The organism is Cohnella panacarvi Gsoil 349, from assembly GCF_000515335.1.
In the GTDB taxonomy this organism is placed as follows: Bacteria; Bacillota; Bacilli; order Paenibacillales; family Paenibacillaceae; genus Cohnella; species Cohnella panacarvi.
The window spans coordinates 2,012,963-2,028,722 of sequence record NZ_KI911563.1; the positions used below are offsets into that span (position 1 = coordinate 2,012,963).

General features: G+C 54.3%; 15 protein-coding genes. 3 read left to right on the forward strand and 12 right to left on the reverse strand.

Annotation, left to right across the window (positions count from 1 at the left end):
• Window positions 1-213 precede the first annotated feature (213 nt).
• The 5 genes from COHPA_RS0109655 to COHPA_RS0109675 form a co-directional block, all read right to left on the reverse strand.
• A complete protein-coding gene (locus COHPA_RS0109655; protein WP_027085973.1) occupies window positions 214-1,818 on the reverse strand; it encodes an extracellular solute-binding protein in 1,605 nt (534 codons plus the stop codon).
• Between the two features lie 107 nt (window positions 1,819-1,925).
• Window positions 1,926-2,786 (reverse strand): carbohydrate ABC transporter permease, encoded by an 861-nt coding sequence (locus COHPA_RS0109660; protein ID WP_027085974.1) that lies wholly within the window; start codon window positions 2,784-2,786, stop codon window positions 1,926-1,928.
• A gap of 13 nt (window positions 2,787-2,799) precedes the next feature.
• The gene (locus tag COHPA_RS0109665) at window positions 2,800-3,708 is read right to left on the reverse strand and encodes an ABC transporter permease (RefSeq protein WP_027085975.1); all 909 of its coding nucleotides are present in this window, start codon (window positions 3,706-3,708) and stop codon (window positions 2,800-2,802) included.
• Window positions 3,709-3,770: 62 nt separating this feature from the next.
• On the reverse strand, window positions 3,771-4,850 hold the full coding sequence (locus tag COHPA_RS0109670) for a Gfo/Idh/MocA family protein (RefSeq protein WP_027085976.1): 1,080 nt from the start codon (window positions 4,848-4,850) through the stop codon (window positions 3,771-3,773).
• Between the two features lie 13 nt (window positions 4,851-4,863).
• Entirely contained in the window at window positions 4,864-6,036 is a 1,173-nt protein-coding gene (locus tag COHPA_RS0109675; RefSeq protein ID WP_027085977.1) for a Gfo/Idh/MocA family protein, read from the reverse strand.
• A 94-nt stretch (window positions 6,037-6,130) separates the two neighbouring features.
• Between COHPA_RS0109675 and COHPA_RS0109680 the strand changes: the two genes are divergently transcribed.
• Window positions 6,131-7,027 carry an AraC family transcriptional regulator gene (locus COHPA_RS0109680; protein WP_027085978.1) on the forward strand — a complete coding sequence of 299 codons (897 nt, stop codon included), beginning with the start codon at window positions 6,131-6,133 and terminating at the stop codon, window positions 7,025-7,027.
• A 425-nt stretch (window positions 7,028-7,452) separates the two neighbouring features.
• Here the strand turns inward: COHPA_RS0109680 and COHPA_RS0109685 are convergent, their stop codons facing one another.
• Genes COHPA_RS0109685 through COHPA_RS0109705 form a run of 5 tightly spaced genes read right to left on the reverse strand, consistent with a single transcriptional unit; the run spans window position 7,453 to window position 11,722 of the window.
• The gene (locus tag COHPA_RS0109685) at window positions 7,453-8,712 is read right to left on the reverse strand and encodes an ABC transporter permease (protein WP_027085979.1); all 1,260 of its coding nucleotides are present in this window, start codon (window positions 8,710-8,712) and stop codon (window positions 7,453-7,455) included.
• Window positions 8,705-9,610, reverse strand: a complete 906-nt coding sequence (locus COHPA_RS0109690) for an ABC transporter ATP-binding protein (RefSeq protein WP_027085980.1) — start codon at window positions 9,608-9,610, stop codon at window positions 8,705-8,707. Before COHPA_RS0109690 ends, COHPA_RS0109685 begins: the two co-directional genes overlap by 8 nt.
• Window positions 9,607-10,560, reverse strand: a complete 954-nt coding sequence (locus COHPA_RS0109695) for an ATP-binding cassette domain-containing protein (protein ID WP_027085981.1) — start codon at window positions 10,558-10,560, stop codon at window positions 9,607-9,609. Before COHPA_RS0109695 ends, COHPA_RS0109690 begins: the two co-directional genes overlap by 4 nt.
• Entirely contained in the window at window positions 10,547-10,957 is a 411-nt protein-coding gene (locus COHPA_RS0109700; protein WP_027085982.1) for a GntR family transcriptional regulator, read from the reverse strand. Before COHPA_RS0109700 ends, COHPA_RS0109695 begins: the two co-directional genes overlap by 14 nt.
• A 30-nt stretch (window positions 10,958-10,987) precedes the next feature.
• The gene (locus COHPA_RS0109705) at window positions 10,988-11,722 is read right to left on the reverse strand and encodes a hypothetical protein (RefSeq protein ID WP_027085983.1); all 735 of its coding nucleotides are present in this window, start codon (window positions 11,720-11,722) and stop codon (window positions 10,988-10,990) included.
• A 181-nt stretch (window positions 11,723-11,903) separates the two neighbouring features.
• Between COHPA_RS0109705 and COHPA_RS24355 the strand changes: the two genes are divergently transcribed.
• Window positions 11,904-13,481, forward strand: coding sequence for a CAP and S-layer homology domain-containing protein (locus COHPA_RS24355; protein ID WP_027085984.1), 1,578 nt, complete (start codon window positions 11,904-11,906; stop codon window positions 13,479-13,481).
• A gap of 9 nt (window positions 13,482-13,490) precedes the next feature.
• Window positions 13,491-14,423, forward strand: coding sequence for an RluA family pseudouridine synthase (locus COHPA_RS0109715; protein ID WP_027085985.1), 933 nt, complete (start codon window positions 13,491-13,493; stop codon window positions 14,421-14,423).
• A gap of 3 nt (window positions 14,424-14,426) precedes the next feature.
• On the opposite strand, the gene COHPA_RS0109720 is transcribed toward COHPA_RS0109715, so the two are convergent.
• On the reverse strand, window positions 14,427-14,858 hold the full coding sequence (locus COHPA_RS0109720; RefSeq protein ID WP_027085986.1) for a DMT family transporter: 432 nt from the start codon (window positions 14,856-14,858) through the stop codon (window positions 14,427-14,429).
• A 17-nt stretch (window positions 14,859-14,875) separates the two neighbouring features.
• Window positions 14,876-15,574, reverse strand: coding sequence for a Crp/Fnr family transcriptional regulator (locus COHPA_RS0109725; protein WP_027085987.1), 699 nt, complete (start codon window positions 15,572-15,574; stop codon window positions 14,876-14,878).
• Window positions 15,575-15,760 lie beyond the last annotated feature (186 nt).

A 15,760-nucleotide genomic window follows, 5' to 3' on the forward strand; every position in this document is an offset into this window, starting at 1 on the left:
CATTCGTGGTTGCAAGCGCTTCCAACCTCGCTCGAAACGAGCGGTTAGTGAAATTATAGAGATACCCCGCCGGCTAAAACAATGATATATACGAATATATAATTGATATATCCTAGTTTGAGCGGAATGGCAACACCACAAGAAGAAGCGACTCCGGAATTCATCCGGAGTCGCTCCTTCCGCGTATGATTGAACGTTCGGATCAACGACTTATCATTGACCGTTCTGAGTTTCGTAATTTTTGATGAATTCATCCTCCACGGCCTTGCCGCCTTGCTCCATATACTGTTCAACCAGCGTTTTATACAAGCCGTCGAATTCGGCCGGCTTGGCAAAAATCAGCTTGGCGAGCATTTGGGCCGACAGGCTCGTGAGCTGCCCGTGGTATTTGGCTTCGGCCGAATTCGGTATGGAGAAGTAGTAAGGGGCGTAATAGTCCGTCATTGCGACTTTTAGAGCTTCCTCAACTTCTTTCTCAAAACCCGGATATCCTGCGGAGATCGCGGCCGCGTTCTTCTGCGGATCCCCTAGCTCAATGCCGTTCGAGAGAATGTCGTAGTCGAGATTGTTAGCCACCGTCATCATCTTATCGCCCGATGTCGTCGTTCCCGTCTGAACCGGAACCCCGTTCACCATGTTAAAGTCCACGCCTTCCTCGCCGTTCTGAAGGAAGAGCGTATTCTTAGGGTCGACCATCCAATTGAGGTACTGGACGGCGAGATCGGCATTTTTACTGAACGTAGGCACTAAGATAAACATGCCGTTCGGGCTATAACCTTGCTTCGGATGTTTGCCCGCATCGTTCTGCCACGGATTGATCGGAATAAGCTCCGCGCCCGGGACGTTCGTCTTCAGGTTGGTATAGTTGCCGGGAGCGGTTCTGTACGGTCCGTCCCAGTTGGTGGAGAACGCGCCGACCTTGCCGTTGGAAATATCGGCATCCAGCTGTTTGCCGTCCTTGTCGGTCGTGAAGTTCGGGCTTATCAGTCCCTCGTTAAACATCTTGTTCATGAATTGGACGGCCTTATCATACCCCGGCATTGTCCACGGCGGCGTTCTCACGCTATTCGGCTGAAGCGTAGCGAATTGTTGCTCCGTGAGATTAGACGGCTTGAAGGCTTCTATGAGATCGCCCAGACCCGGGGTAGCGGAGTTCAGGCTATATCCGAACGGTATAACTCCGGTTACGTTGCCGGGATTCTTCTCCTTGAACGCCACCATCGTGTCGTAGAACTGTTCCGCGGTCGTAGGGACGGGAAGACTCAGTTTGTCGAGCCAATCTTTGCGGATGAACGTATTGAAACCCGCGAGAACCGTCCTCTTACCCGGTATCGCATATTGCTTGCCATCGATTTTGCCGTACTTTAATATTTCTTCGCCGAGATAGTTAACGAGGTCGGTTCCGTGCTGTTCGAGAACCGGACCAAGATCCGTCAGACCGCCCTGCTGCGAGAATTTATACACGGTTCCCGCATCGTAAGTAAATACAATGTCCGGCGCGTCGGAGGATGCCATCAGAACGTTCAGCTTCTCCACTTCCTGAGACCTGGGAACGGTAACGAACTTCACGGTGGCATTATACTGCTTGCCGAAATTATCGTTAATATACTTGGTCCAGTAGTTATTGTTCAAATCCGGCTGTCCGGGTTTGCCCCTGTCGAACACTTCGACCGTTAACGTCCGATGCTCTTTAGGCGCGCTGTCGCTTGCCGTATTGCCGGGCGTGCTGCTTGCCGGCTCCGTGTCGCTTGACTTATTTGCGCCGTTCGACGAACAGGCGGCCAATGTCGACACGATCATCAGCGTCGCGAGTGCCATAGAAATCCATCGTGATGCCCCCACCTTCATAGAAACCTCTCCTTAGAAAATGATTTTGTATATAAATGGTCGGGACAGAATGGACGCTCCGTCCCACGACATCTATATCAACCTTTGACGGCTCCTATCATCATGCCGGATACGAAGTATCTTTGGAGCCACGGATACACGAGAAGAATCGGAACCGTGCCGAATATGATGGCTGCCGCTTTCAACGCTTCCGACGGCAGCAGGACATTGGCGTTCTCGCCGACGAAGTCCTGCGAAATATTAATGACGTTATACAGCTTCAGCTGGATCGGATAATACTTCTCGTCCGTAATGTAGAAGAGAGCATCCTGAAAGTAATTCCACCGGAATACGGCGTATAGCAAACTCATCGTGGCAAGAGCCGGCTTGGACAGAGGCAGCACGATCTTAAGCAGAATCTGCAGGTCGTTGCAGCCGTCCAGGTGAGCAGCTTCTTCCAGGCTTTCGGGCAAGCTCTGAAAGAACGATTTCATAATGATCATGTAGTACACGTTCATCAGACCTGGAAGAACGAGCGCCCAAGGGGTATTCAATAGCTCAAGATTTTTAATATTCAGATAATCGGGAATCAACCCGCCGCTAAAATACATCGTAAACAGCATCATGAGGAGAAAAAAGCTTCTGCCTTTGAGTCTTTTCTTCGTTAGCGGGTAAGCAGCCAAGACGGTGGTCGTCAACGATAGAAGGACGAATCCGCCCGTCAGAATGACCGAATAGAACAAGGAATACAGCATGCCGTCATCCGCGAAGACGACTTTATAGGCTTCAATATTGAAATCTATGGGATAGACGGTCACGGATTGAGAGATTATCGCTCGATTGGAGCTTAACGACTGCGAGAAAATGTAGAGAAAAGGAACCAAGCACAAGAAGACCGCAATGAATATCACGAACGCAATGATATAGTCGCCAATACTGTTTTTTCGTTTCAGCAGCATGATCAGCATCTCCTTACCAAATTCCGTCGTCTCCTAGTTTGCGACTGATATAATTGGAGCTTAACAAGAATATTAAGCAAATAACGGACTGGAACAGGCCGATTGCCGTACCTAACGAAAAATCTGCGGATTGAATGCCTACTCGATAGACATAGGTGCTAATCACGTCGCCGTAGTCCATGACCAGGTTGTTCTGGATGTTGAAGGGGCGGTCGAAGTTAATCGCCATAATATTGCCGAGCTGGAGGATCATCAGTATGACGATCGTCGGCCTTATGCCCGGCAACGTAATGTGCCATATTTTCCTGAACCTGCCCGCGCCGTCCGCTTCAGCCGCCTCATATAATTGGTTGTCGATACCCGTCATCGCCGCCAAATACAGAATGGTGCCCCACCCCGCGTTTTGCCAAATTCCGACTAGAATGTAGGTGCCGACCCATGCGTATTTATCCGTGAGGAACGGCAGGCCGTGACCTCCCAGGTCGACGATCAAGGAGTTCAGCATTCCCGTGGGAGAAAACAACTGGGCGACGATCCCGCCGATAATGACCCAAGAAAGGAAATGGGGCAAATATAAGATGGTCTGGCTTACCTTCTTATACCTCGTCCATACCAGCTCATTGAGCAATATCGCCAGAATAATCGGTGCCGGAAACCCCACGATCAAGTCCAAACCGTTCAGCACCAGCGTGTTTCTAACCGCCTGAAAGAACTGTCTCGACGAGAAAATTTCATTGAAGGTTTCGAAGTGATTCCAGGGACTCGCGTGAATGCCCTGAAAAATGTTGTAATCCTTAAACGCGATCTGTATGCCGTATAGAGGGGCGTATTTGAACGCCAATAGGTAGACAACAGGAACAATCAGCATGAAGTAAAGGAGATAATCGTGTTTAATGTAGTACATGACTCCTTTATTCCCCATAAACTACAACCTCCATTGATGATAGCCTCCGGGCTTGCCGAATCTACTCAGGTGATAGGTGGTTATGCGCCTTCGATTAATTTGGCGTCGCGTTGCGCCACCAAGCAGAGCTCGGCCGCCTTGAAGGCGTGCTCTTGCGTCATCGCAATCTCCGTACGGTTCAAGCAGTCCAGAATCAATTCTCCGAAGAACGGATATCCGACTTTCCCGGTAACGTCGAAATGGTACTCGCTCTCTTGATTCACGAGGTAGACGTGTCCGCCGCCCTTCTCTCTGGCAATATCCACGTATTTCCTGAGCTCGATATATCCCTCGGTTCCAAGAATGATCGTACGACCGTCCCCCCATGTTCTAAGGCCGTTCGGCGTAAACCAATCGACGCGGAAGTACCCCGTGGAGCCGTTGTCGCCCACCAAGTTGCAATCGCCGAAATCCTCGAACGTCTTATATTGCTTATGGTTATAATTGGCGACCTGGCTGTTCGCCACCGTCGCATTCTTGGAGCCCGTGTAGTACAGAAATTGCTCGCACTGATGACTGCCGATATCGCAAAGAATGCCCCCGAATTGTTCTTTGTTGAAAAACCAATCCGGTCTGGACGGGGCGCTAATGCGGTGCGGCCCGTACCCGCTCACCTGCAGCACGCGGCCGATCGCGCCGGAATCGATCAATTGTCCGGCATAGACCGCGCTTTCCACGTGTACGCGCTCGCTGTAATAAACCGCGTACTTCATGCCGGTCTGCGCAGCCTTGAGCCGAGCCAGTTCCAGTTGCTCTAGCGTCGTAAAAGGCGCTTTGTCCGTGAAGTAATCCTTGCCGTGCGACATCACGCGCAATCCCAGCGCGCAACGTTCCGAGGTGATCGCGGCGCCGGCAACCAATTTCACGTCCGAATCCTGCAGGATCTCCTGTTCGGATCTAGCCGCCTTGACTCCGGGATACGTGTGTATGAACTTCTCCACCTTGGCCGGGTCCGGATCGTACACCCATTTCAGATGGCCGCCTGCTTCGATAAGCCCGTTGCACATGCCATAGATGTGACCGTGATCCAGTCCGATCGCCGCGAACGGAAAATCTCCATCCCGGCACACTGGGGCCGGCTTGCCTTGCGGGGCGTAATTCATGCCTTCTTGCGTATTCATCTCGCGCAACCCCTTAACCGTGTGATTTCGAGTAATCGCTGCCGAGCGTGATCTCGTTCTCCGAGAACGAAACCACCGATGAGCTCTTCTCGTAGAAATGCGGAGCGTTCGCGAGCAGACCGCTTCTCGAATAGAACAGGCTGTCCGCAGGCAACGGCAAGCTTACGTTCTTGCCCGTAACCGCCGATTCATAAATGGCGGTGATCAGCTCCAACGTTCGGCGTCCTTCGCGGCCGTCAATGAGCACGCCTGGCGAACCGGATTCGATCGCCTTCAACACATCGTCGATTTGTCCGGCGTGCCCCGAATACGGGAGATCGGGGATGCTGTCGTACGCGTTCTCGATCTCCTTCTCAAGCGCGGTATTCTGTATAGGAAATCCATTGTCCTTGGAGGTGGATGCATAAACCTTCCAAGGCACCGAAATCCTTGCTTCTTCCCCCTGGAATATGAGCTGCTGTTCCTCGCCGTGATGCACGACCGAGCTTGTAATCTGAGCCAGGCTTCCGTTGCCGTAAGAAAGTATCGCTATGGATATGTCCTCGACTTCCGCGTTATCGTGCGACGTATTGCTCATCACCGCTAGGACTTTGTCAGGCATTCCCATCATCCACTGCAGCATATCGATATGATGAACGGCGTGGTTCAGCGTACAGCCGCCGCCTTCCTTCTCCCACGTACCTCTCCACCACAGATCGTAATAGCTGTGTCCTCTCCACCAGTGGGAATCGACCTGGGCATGTACGATTTTGCCTATCTTGCCGGTCTCGAGCGTGCGCTTCAGCTTCATGATCGGATCCCTGAACCGGTTTTGTCCGATGACGGACAGAATGCGCTTCGACTCTGAAGCCGCCTCCAGCATGTGGTCGCATTCTTCCAACGAAGAAGACATCGGTTTCTCTACCAATACGTGCTTGCCGGCACGAAGAAAATCGATAGCGATCGGAGCATGCGTATACGGCGGGGTGCAGATCGAAACCAGATCGATATCGCTTGCGAGCAGTTCCCGGTAGTCTTGAACGACTCTGCAGTCGTCGAATTGATATTTCTCTTGATACCGGGCTGCCTTGTCTTCGTACATGTCGCATAGCGCCACGACTTGGCATCTTCCCTTGAACGTCGTTGCGTATGCCTCCAGATGCGCATTCGCGATTCCACCCGTGCCGATCACGGCTACTTTAATCATCATCATTCACTCCTTAGGTACATGAAGGACAAATCAATATAAATTTGTTATTATCTCTAGTAGTTAGACAGGGATTAGAAAGGACGTGAATCCGATGTCTTCCAGCTTTATTCAGAAGTACCCTTACTACGAATATTTTCTCGATTATGCTTATCAGCGCAGAAGCACCGGCGCGGACTGGTTCCGGGGAACCTTCCATGCGCATCAGGGATTGGAAATCCTTATCATCCATCAAGGCAAAGGCAAATTCATCGTCGACCAGAAAAGCTACGAAATCACATCCGGCATGCTTTGCGTATTCCAGCCTTATCAATTGCATCATTTGCAATTGGACATGTCCGAGGAGACCCCTTTCGTCCGCTCGATCATTCAATTCGAGCCCGTCGTATATAATGCTTACTTCGAGCAATGGCCCGGATTGTTCGCATTCTATAAGAGACTGCTGACCAGCAAGCTCCCGTCCCCGTGCCTTTACAACCTGGATGAAGCAGATCAATTCCATTCCTTGTTCCAGACGTGGGAGAATCGAAAGCTGACGAATATCGAAGAGTCTTCCTTGTTTCTCATCACATTCTTCTATGCGTTCAAATCGGTATGGGAGCGCTATCAGAATCAGGTTGAAGTTAGCGCCATCCGTATGCCCAGCCAAGTCGAGCGCATTCTCGCATGGGTGGAAGATCGATATACCGAACCGCTAAGCCTGGATAGAATGGCCGGTGAGCTGCATCTCTCCCCTTACCACATCTCGCATCGGTTCAAGGAATGGGTCGGAATGACTTTGTCGGATTACGTGAACGAGAGGCGCATGCAGGAATCGGTTAAACTATTGACTACGACCAACCACTCTGTCGCTCAGATCGGCGAAACGATCGGGCTTGAGAACTGCTCTTATTTCTGCAAGATCTTTAAGAAGAAATTCGGCCTGTCGCCGCATCAATACCGCAAGAAATGGTTGTATTTAGTTGAATCCGCCGACAAATCGCGGCCTTGACGATCGAAGCCGCAGTTAGTTGGATGCGCTTACAATTCAAGCCCTCCTCGTTTTCTCGTGACTTAGGGTTCACGATTCGTTGCTCAAATCGTAGCACAGCCTCCTAAGTTAGAAGTGACAGGGGATTGCGCCAGAATATAACTATATTGCGGTGAGAAGTTCGTGTTCTCACGACAAAACGGAACTGTCCCGGTGGTGCGCCGCTGTAACGTTGTGCGGCAACGCTATTCCGACTCTCTCCCGGTGGTGCGCCGCTGTAACGTTGTGCGGCAACGCTATTCCGACTCTCTCCCGGTGGTGCGCCGCTGTAACGTTGTGCGGCAACGCTATTCCGACTCTGTCCCGAGGTAAAGCGACAACGCAAAATGGCGGCACAGGGTTCTGTAGCCGCCATTTCTATGAACTGATCGATTATCGATCCTAAATTAAACCTTATATGCCTTCATGGCTTTAAACAGCTCTTTCAACGATGGACGCTTGCCGTACATCAGGACGCCGGTGCGATAGATTTTCGCCGAAATCCAACCGATGACGATGATGGAAGCGAGCAGAATGCCGACGGACAGCAGCACTTCCCATACCGACGGCTCCGTCAGGCCGATGCGCAGGAACATGAGGAACGGCGCGAAGAACGGCACGTAAGAACAAATCGTGACCACCGAGCTCTCCGGTTGCGAAATCCCGAAGACCGCGATATAGAAACCCGCGAGCGTCAGCATCGTAATCGGGAGAATCGCTTGGCCGAGGTCTTCCGTGCGGCTGACGATCGAGCCGACCGCTGCGAACAGCGTCGCGTACAGGAAGAAGCCGGTCAAGTAGAAGAATACGGCGAACGCGATCAGCTTCGGATCGATAGCCCCAAGATCGACGCCCATGTCTTTCAGCGCGTCGAGGTTGTTCTGCTGCGCCAGATTGAGGACGAGCGCGCCGACGAGAACGACCATTTGCACGATGCCGACGATGAACGTTCCGAGTATTTTGCCGAACATCTGCTTAAGCGGGGAGACGCTCGTCACGATGATCTCCATGACGCGCGAGCTCTTCTCGGCGGTGATCTCCGTCGCGATCAATTGGCCGGTAATCATGACGGCCATGAACAGCAGGATGATCAAAACGTAAGTCAATCCGATCGCGGTTCCTTCCTCTTCGGGCGTCTTGCCCGCGTCGTTCGTGAACCGAACTTGCTCTTGGCTAACCGTCACGGTAGCGGTAAGCAGCTTCAGCTGCTCCTCGCTTGGATTCAATTCCTTCAACACGATTTGGTTCTTCACGACTTGCAGCCCTACCGTGATCGATTGCGCCGTACCGGAATTAAGCGAACTCTTCGCGTGGTACGTCGCATCCGGGAATCCGACGGTCGGATTGTCCGCGAAGGTGACGAAGCCTTTAATATCCCCGTCCTCCAACGAATCCTTCAATGCGTCCTCGGATGCGCCTCCGATCAGTTGCACTTGGGGTTTCTCCTGTCCGGCGTAGAACGCCGTCAACCCTTGGATCAACTCGTCATGAACGCCTTGCACGTAACCGACCTTCGTTGCCTTGTCGGAATCGAGCTTGCTAAGCAGCGTCGGCAAGTTGCCGACGACGACGAGCAGGATCGCTAACACTGCGGTCGTGATGAGGAATGCCTTGTTTCTAAGCTTCGTGCGCATCGTGAACGACATGACCGTCCATAGACTATTCATTGTGCTCACCTACCGTTTTAATGAAAATTTCGTTCAGCGTCGGCTCCATGATTTCGAACCGGGTAATCGGACCTTGCGCGAGCGCGTGCTGCAGAATCTTCTGCCCCGCGTACGGAGAGTCGACCTTCAGCTCGTAGCCGCCGTGCTCGTGGCGGACGACTTGCTTGACGCCGGAGATGCCGTCCAGTCCTTCGATCGCTCCGTCCGATGCAAGGACGATGCGCTCCTGCGGGAACTTCTTCTTGATGTCCTTGATCGAGCCTTGCAGCACCGGATTCGAACGATGCATGATCGTGATGTTGCGGCAAAGCTCTTCGACGTGCTCCATGCGGTGCGTGGAGAACACGATGCTCGTACCCTCGTCGCGAAGCTCCTTGACCGTCGACTTGAGCAGCTCTACGTTAACCGGGTCGAGGCCGCTGAACGCTTCGTCCATAATGACGATTTTCGGTTTATGGATGACGGCCGCGATGAACTGTATTTTCTGCTGGTTGCCCTTGGACAGTTCTTCGACTTTCTTGTTGTAATACTCCGGCACTTGGAATCTCTCGAGCCAGTATTTCAGATTCTTATCGGCGTCTTTGCGGGACATGCCGCGCAGCTCCGCCAAGTAGATGATCTGGTCGCTGACCTTCAGCTTCGGATACATGCCTCTTTCCTCCGGCAAATAACCGAGCATGCTTAATTGCTCTTTGCTATACGCCTTGCCACGATAACGAATGTCGCCCTCGTCGGGAAGTATAAGTCCGAGCACCATGCGCATCGTCGTCGTCTTGCCGGCGCCGTTGGCTCCGAGCAAACCGTAAATTTCGCCTTCCTGCACTTCGAAGCTGAGTTGGTTCACGGCTCTCTTGTCGCCGTAGTTTTTCACGATGTTGTCTACTGTGAGCACGCTCATCGTTTGGCTTCCTCCTTCCGAATCAAACAGCTTAATATATCTTCCAGTTCCATGCGCTGGCTCGCCAGCACCTGGAATCCGGCAGAGCGAACGTAAGCTTCCCCTTGCTCGGGTTCGTCGACCTCCAAGCGGTAGACGCCTGCTCCGGCTTCCGTCAGCCCTTGCAATCCGGGCGTTCGCCGAAGCGCGCTCTCGGAGCCGCTTCCCCCGCCGACGTGCTGGACCAGCAGCGTCCGCCAGCCGTCGAGCAGACGGTCTCTCTCGTACAAGCCGAGATAGCGCCCTCGATCCAAGAACAGGATGTAGTCGGCTAACCGCCTAACTTCCTCGGTAATATGGGTGGCGATCACAAGCGTCCGTTCGCCGGAATCCATATACCGCTGCAATTCATCCAGCATCATACGCCAAGCGAAGGGGTCGAGGCCGGATGAAGGCTCGTCGAGCAGCAGCAGCTCCGGATCGTGGGCCAGCGTAACGGAAAGCTCGACTTTCCGGCGCATCCCCTTAGACAGCTTGTTCAGCTTCGCGCCGCCATCGCACTCGAATTGGCGCATGAGCCTGCGGTATCGCTCCCAATCCCACGACGGGTACCATTGCGAGGCGAACTTCGCCTTCTCGTCCGCGGTCATCGCGTTCTCGTGTGCATGGGGCAGCTCCGCCAGAAACCCGACGCGCGTCTTGTACCCTTCATCCCCGCCGGGAACGATCCGGGTACCGAGCACGCTGGCTTCCCCGCTTCGAATCGGCTCCAATCCGAGCAGCATGCGCATGAGCGAGCTCTTGCCGGAGCCGTTCGTGCCGACGATCGCCGTGACGTATCCGATCGGAACGTCGCAATCAATCGGTCCGAGCGAGAACCGCTCGCTTGCGAGCTTCACGCCATGCAGCGACACGGCCGCTTCGATCGCCGGATCGCTTGCCGCCCTGTAGGCTTCGTTAGGCATTGCCATTCGGGCGCCCCTCCTCTCTCCTGCTGCGAATCAAATCCCCGAAAATCCGCTCGAGCTCCTCTAACGTGCATTGAAGCTGCAGCCCCGTGTCCACAGCCTGCGCCAGCGCCTCCGAAGCGCGTTCCAACCGGTGCTCATCCCTCGCGCTCGCCTCTACTCCCGCGACGAAAGTTCCCATCCCTTGGCGCGTGCGGATTAATCGTTCGTTCTCCAAATCCTGATACACTCTTCTAACCGTGATCGCGCTGCACTTGAGCGTCCCGGCCAACTCCCGAATCGACGGCAGAAGCGTTCCTTCCGCGAGCTGGCCCCCGAGGATGAGCCCGCGAAGCTGCACTTCGATTTGGTGATACAACGGTTCAGGCCTTTGTTCGTCGATTCTTATCGGCAACCACACAAGCTCACCCCTCTCATGGCGTCAATCGCGCTAGAACGCTAACGATCTCGTCCGGATTTTGCGAATCGTAACCCGATATACGATCCATAGCGCCGCAATGGCGACTGCGAGCAAGCCCAGTATGATCGCGAGCGAACCGCCAAGCTTCGTCCAAGCGAGCACCTCCAAGAACGGATGAATGCTTAGCCATGACATAGCCACGACGATTGCCGTGACGACTCCGAACCCGATCAAATATGTCATCACGTAACGTTTGCCGCTATGGCCCAGCTCCAGCCAGATCAACGCCGAGCCTGCGATTAAGCTGTAGCAGATCCACATGGCGTCGAATGCGATCCAGCGCAAGATCGACACGTTGTCCCTCAAGTCCGGCGACAGCGCGTAGATCAGCGCCAGCATGGCCGTTACATTGATCGCGGCCAACAAGACGGATTGCGCGATTCTCGAACCGATGATGACCGGGAGCGGAATCGGATAAGCCCGCAGGACGGCCATTCTTCTCGTGTGCGAGTCGTCCCGCCAGATGCTGAAGATCGTTCGGTTCATGCAAGACCCCATGATCGGCATGGCGGCCAAGAATATCCAATCGATGATTCCGATCAACGCGGTCGGTATCTCGTCGGCCTCGCCGTCGAACAGCTCATTCGCGTTCAGGCTCATCGTCGCCCCCAAGTAGACGGAGAACGCGAACGCCACGATGTAACCTTTCTTATCCCATCGCCAAAGCTGAACCGAGAGCAATCGAAGCGCCTTCCAGTAAGACATCGCCTTCCCACCCCACATTGTTCATGTGTGTATATCAATATACACACTATACACTGGAAGATTCAGGACTGTCAACCGGGTTGATGAGATTACGTTCATAAAGATTGTCTAAACAGGAATCCCCCGGACCGATCTCGAAAAAAAGAAAGAGAGAATTCGCATAGGAAAGCGAGGTTCCATCATGTTCCGCAGATTTACGGTATTCTTCATCGTCTTCACGCTGACGTTCTCCCTGCTGCCTGTTTTCGAAGCGCCCCATGCTTCCGCGACGAGCGGCGAGCGGAGCAGCGGACTTCCCGCCCGCACAGGGGAACAAATCGCCGCCCAATGGGCCAAGCTCATGCAGCCTAAAGCCGACTATCGCAAGCCGTATAGCACAGCGCCTGCGACAAGCAAACCTTATGCCGCAGGCGCTCTCCGCAACGACTATATACAGGACGGCGTCAATGCGATCAACTTTTACCGCTTCATTAGCGGACTCCCCTACGACGTTACGGCTGCGGCCGAATTGAATAAGCAAGCGCAACACGGCGCCGTGCTGTTAGCCGCAACCGGTCAATTCACGCATTATCCGAAGCCGTCTAGCGACATGCCTCAAGACTTCTACGAACAAGGCTACGCCGCGACGACTTCCTCCAACATTTACTCGTCCTACGGATACGACGATCATATCGTCGCTCGCTCGATCGACGCGTACATGGAAGATTCCGACGTCGGCAACTTGAACCGCGTCGGCCACCGCCGATGGATTCTGAATCCGCCGCTTCAGCGCGTCGGCCTCGGGCAGGCGGAGGGCAACGACGGCACGTCCTATTCGGCGCTTAAGGTGTTCGATTCGAGTCGCTCGGCGTCGACCCCGTTTCATTACGTTGCCTATCCCGCGGAAGGCTTGTTCCCGATCGAGGTGTTCAAAGGGACTTACGCTTGGTCGGTCAGCATCAACCCCGACGAATACGCGGAGCCTTCGCTTAAGAACGTCAAGATCTCCCTCAAGCGCGTCGCGGATAACAAGACTTGGACGCTGACGTCCGCGAACAATCAAGCGACCGTGGGCGGCGCCTATATGAACGTGGAGAATAGCGGCTACGGCAGCGGTCCGGCGATTATTTTCCGTCCGAACGGGATAACGGCGTATACGGCGGGAGACAAGTTCGAAGTCACAATCACGGGGTTGAAGTCGACTCTCGGCGCAAGCCAGACGATCCATTACGCCGTCGAATTCATGAGCGCGGCTCGTTACGTTGCATCATCGAATGCGCCTGGAACGACCCGGTTTACCGACATCGCGAAGCATTGGGCGAAGCCGGCCATCGAATGGGCCGCGGGCCAAGGCATCGTAAGCGATATTCAAGGTCCGTTTCGACCGGATGACAACGTAAAGGAAGAAGAGTTCCTGCGGATGTTCCTCGAATCGGCCGACGTTACAGTGGCTCCTGCCGAAGCAGGCGCGCGTTGGTCGGCGAAATATTATGACTATGCGGAGAATAAAGGGTATAATTTACCTGGAATAGAACGAGAGCAACTCCGGCCGGAGCCGATCACCCGCTTGTCCGTCGCCGAGCTTGTCGCGTCCGCTGCCGGTCAAGCCTACACCGGGGACGAGGCGATCCGCTATTTGGTAGACAACGGCTACTCCAAAGGCAAGACGGCGGCTACCGTGGCCGGTTATGCGGGAAGCGACCCGCTCACCCGCGCGGAGGCGGCGCAATTCATTCGAAATTTGATCGAAGCCGGCTTTACCTTACTAACGAGAGGATAGATCCCTAATATGAACAAACGTGTGCCGCCCCGCCGCCCAAGCGGGGCTTTACCGCGCAAACCGGCGCCCGCACGGCAATTTCCGGTAGACGAGCCGACCGAGCTGCTCGTCTTTCTGCTTGCCAAGCTTGCCGGGCAAGGGCGCAATTCCGTGAAGTCGCTGCTGGCGCATGGACAAGTATCGGTAGACGACCGCGTCGAGACGAAATATAATTGCCCGCTGAAGCCCGGACAGGTCGTTACCGTCAGCAAAGAGAAGAAATCGGCCGAGCCGGGTCTCGTCGGCTTGCGCATTCTGCATGAGGATGACGACGTCATCGTCGTCTACAAAGAAGCCGGTCTGTTGTCGATCGCGTCCCCGCAGGAAACCGAACTGACCGCCTACCGGCAACTGACCGCGCACGTACGCCGCACGAACGAGAAAAACCGGATTTTCGTCCTGCACCGGTTGGACCGGGAGACGTCCGGCGTCATGATGTTCGCCAAGAGCGAGCGCGTGCAGCAACGAATGCAAGACAACTGGAACGAGGTCGTGAAGGAACGTTCTTACGTGGCGTTAGTCGAAGGGTTAGTGAAGAAGACGCAAGGAACGATCTCCTCCTGGCTGAAGGAAAGCTCCACACTGAAGATGTACTCCAGCCCGCATCCGAACGACGGCCAGCATGCCGTCACGCATTACAAGGTGCTCAAGGCGAGCCGAGGGTTCTCGCTGCTGGAGGTCAATCTGGAGACCGGCCGTAAGAATCAAATCCGCGTCCATATGCAGGACATCGGCCATCCGGTCGTCGGGGATAAGAAGTACGGCTCCAAATCGAAGGCGATCAACCGACTCGGCCTGCACGCCCGCGTGCTGTCGTTCGAGCATCCGACGACAGGGCAGATCATGCGCTTCGAATCGCCGATTCCCAAGTCGTTCTTGAGCCAATTCGGGGAGAAGGAGTAATCCTTACTTCAACTTGAAAATAACGATGCCCGCGATCATCACTCCGATGCCGATCAACCGGTTCGCCGAGAGCGCGATTCGCTCCGCCCCGAACGCCCCGACGGTTTCGATCGCCAGCGTCGCGATAAGTTGGCTCGCGAGCAGGATGGCGATGGCGTACGCCGGGCCGAGCGAGGCTACCGACTTCATCACGGTGAACACGATTACGGCGCCCATGCAGCCGCCGAGCCAATAGAGCTTGTTCACGGACGTGAGCTTGTCGATACTGCTGCCGTCCTTGAGCATCCACAGGAGGATCATCGAAAGCAAGAAACCCGTGCCGTGAACCCAAGTGTTCGTGAACCAGAAGCTCGTCTTCTCGCTCATCCTTAAGTTGAATAGGCTCTGCATGCTAATGACTACACCCGCAATGCCTGCGTATACAATGCCGATCATGCTGCCGCCACCGCCTTTCAACTGTATAAATTTCCGTTAGAGAGCGACCTCAGACGATCCACGTCGTTAACGAGGATCGCTCCTCTTCGTCGTTCCACGAGACCGTCCCGGGCGAATTGCGCAATGACCCGATTCAACTGGCGATAGCTCGTGCCGAGCAGCTCCGCGAGTTCGGTCAGCTTCGACGTCTTCAGCTCTTCGATCTGTTCTCGGCCGTTCTCCTCCGATGTAATCGACAGCAGATAGCTCGCGAATCTCGCCTCCACCGGATAAAGCAAATTCAAGCTGGATGCGGTCGAGAACGTATCGAGCTTAGTCGCCAGTTGCTTGACGATGAACCGCAGGAACGCGGGGTCTTCGCTTGCCGTCTCCGCGAGCGCTTGCCGGCTTATGCCGATAAAGCGCGTCTCTTCTACCGACTCGACGGTGCTTCTCGCCGTTTGATCGCTTAGCATCTCCAGATCGCCGATCGTGCTAAGCGGATTATAGAACCGGATCAGGATCGATTTCCCGTTAGGCAGCACTTTGTAAATCTTCACCTTGCCTTCGACGAGCAGGAACAAATGCGCGAGCGGGTCGCCGGATGCGCAGACGATCTCGCCGCGATCGAAAGCGAACAGCTCCATCGCCTGCTCCGTCTTGAAGCCGAACAGCCCGCTCAGCCGATGCTTGTCCATGTAGCCCCGCAACGCCCCGGAGTCCTGTATTTTCCTCATCGCGCTTAACCGCCTTTCCCGTTCTCTATTCTATCTTGCGGGTCATCTTGGCCGAAAGGACATATGTCCTATTCCACGGCTTCGCGTGAATTTTCGTTTTTTGCTTTACCATATTAACGCGTTGTTGTACTATTGCATTAATGCAATGAATTTTGCAGGTAAAAAATGAGCAGAGCGAGGGTGAAT